Annotated in this window: 2 protein-coding genes; both read left to right on the top strand. The window is 76.7% G+C overall.

Going from position 1 to position 6,052, the window contains the following annotated elements; genetic code table 11:
- Positions 1–4,072: beta-ketoacyl synthase N-terminal-like domain-containing protein (locus tag ABZ449_RS41510; RefSeq protein WP_360357192.1), on the top strand; the 4,072-nt coding region annotated here is incomplete at its 5' end.
- A 16-nt stretch (positions 4,073–4,088) separates the two neighbouring features.
- Positions 4,089–6,052, top strand: a 1,964-nt coding sequence (locus ABZ449_RS41505; RefSeq protein WP_360357191.1) for a type I polyketide synthase, incomplete at its 3' end; no start/stop codon positions are given.

Here is a 6,052-nt window from a genome sequence, read left to right as displayed (position 1 = left end):
CTCCTCTCTCTCGGGCACCTGGGGCAGCGGCGGCCAGGGCGCGTACGCGGCGGCCAACGCCTACCTGGACGGCCTCGCCGCGGCGCGGCGAGGCCGGGGCCTGCCGGCGACCTCGGTGGCCTGGGGCCCCTGGGCCGGCGCGGGCATGGCCGAGGGCGCCGTCGGTGACGGCCTGCGCCGCCACGGGCTGGTGCCGATGGACCCTGCGGCGGCGCTCTCGGCGCTCGGCCTGGCGCTGGCCCTGGACGAGGGCGAACCGGTCGTCGCCGAGCTGGACTGGAGTCGCTTCGCGCCCACCTTCGGTTCGGTCCGGGAGAGCGCGCTGCTGCGCGGCCTGCCGGCCGCCGCCGAGTTCCGGTCGGCGGACGGCGGCCCCGCGGCCGCGGACACCTCCACAGGGTCCGGACCCGGTACGGGCGGCGACCCGTCGTGGTCGCACCGGCTGCACCGGCTGTCCGAGCCCGAGGGCCGCAAACTGCTGACGGAGCTGGTCCGGAGCGAAGCGGCCGCCGTGCTGGGCCACGAGTCGGCCGTCGGCCTCGCAGCCGACCGCCCGTTCCGCGAGGCGGGCTTCGACTCGCTCACCGCCGTCGAACTCCGCAACCGGCTGGTCGCGGCCACCGCCCTGCCGCTCGCGCTCACCTCCGTCTTCGACCACCCGACGGCGGACGCCCTCGCCGCGCACCTGTTCGCCGGGCTGAGCGGCACGGAACCGGGTGCCGACGGCACGACCGGCGCGGCCAGCACGGCCGGCGCGGCCGGGCCCGCGGCGGCCGACGAACCCCTGGCGATCGTCTCGATGGCCTGCCGGTTCCCGGGCGGCGTCCGCTCGCCCGAGGACCTGTGGCAGCTGGTGGCCGACGGAGTGGACGCGGTCGCCGCGCTGCCCGCCGACCGCGGCTGGCCGCTGGACACCCTCTACGACCCGGACCCCCTGCACCCGGGCACCTTCTACACCACCGGCGGCGGATTCCTGGACGGCGCGGCCGAGTTCGACGCGGAGTTCTTCGGCATCTCCCCGCGCGAGGCCCTGGCCATGGACCCGCAGCAGCGGCTGCTGCTCGAAACCAGCTGGGAGGCCCTGGAGCGGGCCGGACTCGACCCCGCGTCGGTACGCGGCAGCGAGGGCGGCGTCTACGTCGGCGTCGCCTCCCAGGGCTACGGCACCGGCCCGCAGGACCCGGCCGACGAGGTCGAGGGGCACCTGCTCAGCGGCACGGTCACCAGCGTCGCCTCCGGCCGGGTCGCCTACACGCTCGGCCTCGGCGGCCCCGCCGTGACCGTGGAGACGGCCTGCTCGTCCTCGCTGGTGGCACTGCACCTGGCCGGCCAGGCACTGCGGGCCGGCGACTGCTCGTTCGCCCTGGTCGGCGGCGCCGCGGTGATGGCGAGCCCGGACGTCTTCGTCGAGTTCAGCCGCCAGCAGGGCCTGTCGCCCGACGGCCGCTGCCGCTCCTTCGCCGAAGGGGCGAACGGCACCGGGTGGGGCGAAGGGGTGGGCGTCCTGCTCGTGGAACGCCTCTCCGACGCGCGCCGCCTCGGGCACCCGGTCCTCGCCCTGGTACGGAGCACCGCGGTGAACCAGGACGGTGCCAGCAACGGCCTCACCGCCCCGAGCGGCCCCGCGCAGCAGCGGGTGATCCGGGCCGCGCTGGCCACGGCAGGACTGTCCGGCGCCGAGGTCGACCTGGTCGAGGCGCACGGCACCGGGACCGTACTCGGCGACCCCATCGAAGCGCAGGCCCTGCTGGCCACCTACGGCCAGGACCGGCCCGCTGACCGCCCGCTGTGGCTGGGGTCGCTGAAGTCCAACATCGGGCACACCCAGGCCGCCGCCGGGGTCGCCGGGGTCATCAAGACGGTGCTCGCCCTGCGGAACGGCGTGCTCCCCGGCACCCTGCACGCCCAGCAGGCGTCCAGCCGGGTGGACTGGTCGGCCGGCGCGGTCCGGCTGCTCGCGGACGCCCGCCCCTGGGACGCCCCGGACGGGGGCCGGCCGCGCCGGGCCGGCGTCTCCGCGTTCGGCATGAGCGGCACCAACGCCCACGCCATCCTGGAGGAGGCACCCGCCGCCGACGGTCCGCCCGGCGACACGGACGGCGAACCGGCCGAGGACACCGGGGCCACGGTTCCCTGGCTGCTCTCCGCCATGACCCCCGCGGCCCTGCACCGCCAGGCGCGCCGACTGGGCGAGCACCTGCGGGCCGACCCCGCCGTGGGCGCCGCCGCGGCCGCCCGGGCGCTCGCCACCACCCGCCCCTCCCTGCCCTTCCGGGCGGCCGCCACCGGCCGCGACCGCGCCGCGCTGCTCGGCTGGCTGGGCGCCCTCGCGGCGGGAGAACCCGCGCCCGACGCCGTGCAGGACCGGGTGCGCGGCGGCCGCACGGTCTTCGTCTTCCCCGGCCAGGGCTCGCAGTGGGCCGGCATGGCCGCGGCGGCGCTCGACACCTCCGCGCCGTTCGCCGCCGCCGTCGCCGCCTGCGAACGGGCGCTCGCCCCGCACACCGACTGGTCCCTGACCGAGGTGCTGCGCGGCGCGCCCGGCGCACCGACGCTCGACCGCGTGGACGTCGTCCAGCCGGTGCTCTTCGCCGTGATGGTCGCGCTGGCCGCGCACTGGCGCGACACCGGGGTCACCCCGGACGCGGTCGTCGGGCACAGCCAGGGCGAGATCGCCGCCGCCTGCGTCGCCGGAGCGCTGTCGCTCGACGACGCGGCCCTCGTGGTGGCGCGGCGCAGCCAGGCGCTACTGAGGCTGGCGGGCCGCGGCGGCATGGTGTCGGTCGCCGCCTCCGCCGAGCGGACCACGGGCCTGCTGCCCGCCGGCGGACGCGCGTGCGTGGCCGCGGTGAACGGCCCCGACGCCGTGGTCGTCGCCGGGGAGCCCCAGGAGCTGGCCGCCCTGCTCGCGGCCTGCGAGCGGGAAGGCGTCCGGGCCAAGGCGATCCCGGTGGACTACGCGGCCCACTCGGCCCAGGTCGCCGAGATCGAGGACGAGCTGCGCGAAGCCCTCACCGGGATACGCCCCCGCGCCTCGGCCGTCCCGCTCTACTCGACCGTGACCGGCGAACCCGTCGCCGGAGAGTCGCTCGACGCCGCCTACTGGTACCGCAACCTGCGCGAACCGGTCGACTTCGCCGGAGCGACCCGCACCCTGCTGGACGCGGGCCACACCCTGCTCGTCGAGGTCAGCCCGCACCCGGTGCTGCTCGCCGGGATCGAGGCGGTGGCCGCGGAGGCCGGGCGGGAGGTGTCGGCGGTCGGCACGTTGCGGCGCGGCGACGGCGGCCGGGACCGGCTGCTGGCCTCGCTGACCGAGGCGTGGGCGGCCGGCGGCGGTCCGGTGGACTGGTCGCCCTGGACGGGGACCCCCGGGCCGGGCGGACCGGCCCCCGTCCTGCTGCCGACGTACCCCTTCCAGCGCGACCGGTACTGGCTGGCCACCCCGGGCCGGACGGCCGCCGCCCCCACCGGGGCGCCGGCCGAGGACGCTCCGGAGGCCGCGGCCGACGACGACGGCACCCCCGCCGCACGACTGGCCGCCCGGCTGGCCCCGCTGGACCGGAGGGCCCGCCGTCAGGCGGTGCTCGACCTCGTCGTCCGGCACTCGGCCGCGGTCCTCGGCCACACCGGAACCGGCCCGGTGCGCCCGGAACGCTCCTTCGCCGAGGTCGGCTTCGACTCGATGCTCGCGGTGCGGTTCAGGAACGCGCTGTGCGAGGCCACCGGGCTGGCCGTCCCGCCGACGGCCGTCTTCGATCACCCGACGCCCGAGGCGCTCGCCGCCTACCTGGACGCGGAGCTGTCCGCCGCGCCCGAACCACCCTCGCCGCTGCTGGCCGAGCTGGACCGGCTGGCCACGCTCCTCACGGCCGCCCCGCCCGGCGCGGACGACAGCGACGGGGTCGGCGAACGACTGGACGAGCTGCTGCGCGGCTGGCGCCGGCGCGCCGGCGCACCGGGCGGCAGGGCAGTACCTCCCGGGGCGGTGGACGACACCGCAACGGTGACCGAAACGGCGACAGCGGACGAGCTGTTCGCCCTGATCGACAACGACTTCGGGAACGTCTGAGAGAGAGCTGGCACTGATGTCCGACGACAAGAAGCTGCTCGACTACCTCAGGCGCACCACCGCGGACCTCGGTGACGCCCGGAGGAAGCTGCGCGAGGCCGAGCGGGCCCGCCACGAACCGATCGCCATCGTCTCCATGGCCTGCCGCTACCCCGGCGGCGCCGACACGCCCGAACTCCTGTGGGACCTGGTCTCCCGGGGCGCCGACGCGGTCTCCGCCTGGCCGGTCAACCGCGGCTGGGACCTGGAGGGCCTCTACGACCCGGACCCCGAGCGGCCCGGCACCTCCTACACCCGGCACGGCGGCTTCCTGCACGACGCGGCCGAGTTCGACGCGGAGTTCTTCGGCATCTCGCCGCGCGAGGCCCTGTCGATGGACCCGCAGCAGCGGCTGGCCCTGGAGACCGCCTGGGAGGCGGTCGAGCGGGCCGCGATCGACCCCCGCGCGCTGCGGCGCACCGGCACGGGCGTGTTCCTCGGGGCGATCGGCAACGGCTACGGCGCGGGCTCGCGCCACCTCCCCGAGGTCCAGGGCCTGCTGGACACCGGGACCGCGAGCAGCGTGGTCTCCGGCCGGATCGCCTACACCCTGGGTCTGGAAGGGCCCGCGGTGACCGTGGACACGGCCTGCTCCTCCTCCCTGGTCGCCCTGCACCTGGCGATCCGCGCCCTGCGGGCGGGCGACTGCACGCTGGCCCTGGCCGGCGGGGTGTCGGTGATGGCGACCCCCGACCCGTTCGTGGCGTTCAGCCGCCAGCGCGCACTGTCGGCCGACGGCCGCTGCAAGGCGTTCTCGGCGGACGCGGACGGCACCGGCTGGTCCGAGGGCGCAGGCGTCCTGCTGCTGGAGCGGTTGTCGGACGCCCGCCGCAACGGACACCCGGTACTGGCCGTCATCCGCGGTTCGGCGACGAACCAGGACGGCGCGAGCAACGGTCTGACGGCACCCAGCGGTCCGTCGCAGCAGCGGGTGATCCGGGCGGCGCTGGCGGATGCGGGGCTGACCGTGCCGGACGTGGACGTGGTGGAGGCGCACGGTACGGGGACGCGGTTGGGCGACCCGATCGAGGCGCAGGCACTGCTGGCGACGTACGGCCAGGGACGGCCCGCCGAACGGCCGCTGTGGCTGGGCTCGCTGAAGTCCAACATCGGCCACACCTCGGCGGCGGCCGGCGTCGGCGGCGTCATCAAGATGGTGCTCGCGATCGGGCACGGCGAACTGCCCAGGACCCTGCACGCGGACCGGCCGACGCCCATGGTGGACTGGTCGTCGGGTGCCGTGGAAGTCCTCTCCGAGGCCCGCGACTGGCCCGCCGTCGACCGGCCGCGCCGGGCCGGCGTGTCCGCCTTCGGCGTCAGCGGCACCAACGCCCACCTGATCCTGGAACAGGCCCCGGCGGAGGAAGCCGAACCGGTGGCCGAAACCGCGGACGACGGCGATCCGCACCCGCTGCCCTGGGTGCTCTCGGGGCGTACCGACGAGGCGCTGCGCGCCCAGGCGGCCCGGCTGCTGGCACACCTGGGCACCGCCCCCGGACCCCTGCGGGCCGCCGACACCGGCCGCGCCCTCGCCCTCACGCGTACCGCCTTCGAGCGGCGGGCCGTCGTGGTGGGCACCGACCCGGACCGGCTGCTCGACGGCGTGAAGGCGCTGGCGGAGGACCGCTCGGTGCCGGGCCTGGTGCGGGGCGACGGTGTGTCCTCGGGTCGTTCGGTGTTGGTGTTCCCGGGTCAGGGTTCGCAGTGGGTGGGGATGGCCGCGGAGCTGCTGGCCGAATCGGCGGTGTTCGCGGGGCGGATGGCGGAGTGCGAGCGGGCGCTGGCGCCTTACGTGGACTGGTCGTTGGCGGAGGCGTTGGGTTCGGAGGCGCTGTTGGCGCGGGTCGATGTGGTGCAGCCGGTGCTGTGGGCGGTGATGGTGTCGCTGGCGGAGGTGTGGCGTTCGTTCGGGGTCGTCCCGGACGCGGTGGTGGGCCACTC

The sequence above is a fragment of the Kitasatospora sp. NPDC005856 genome (assembly GCF_040629945.1).
In the GTDB taxonomy this organism is placed as follows: Bacteria; Actinomycetota; Actinomycetes; order Streptomycetales; family Streptomycetaceae; genus Kitasatospora.
Note: the sequence above shows the minus strand (reverse complement) of the source record. Positions and strands in the feature narration are given on the sequence as shown.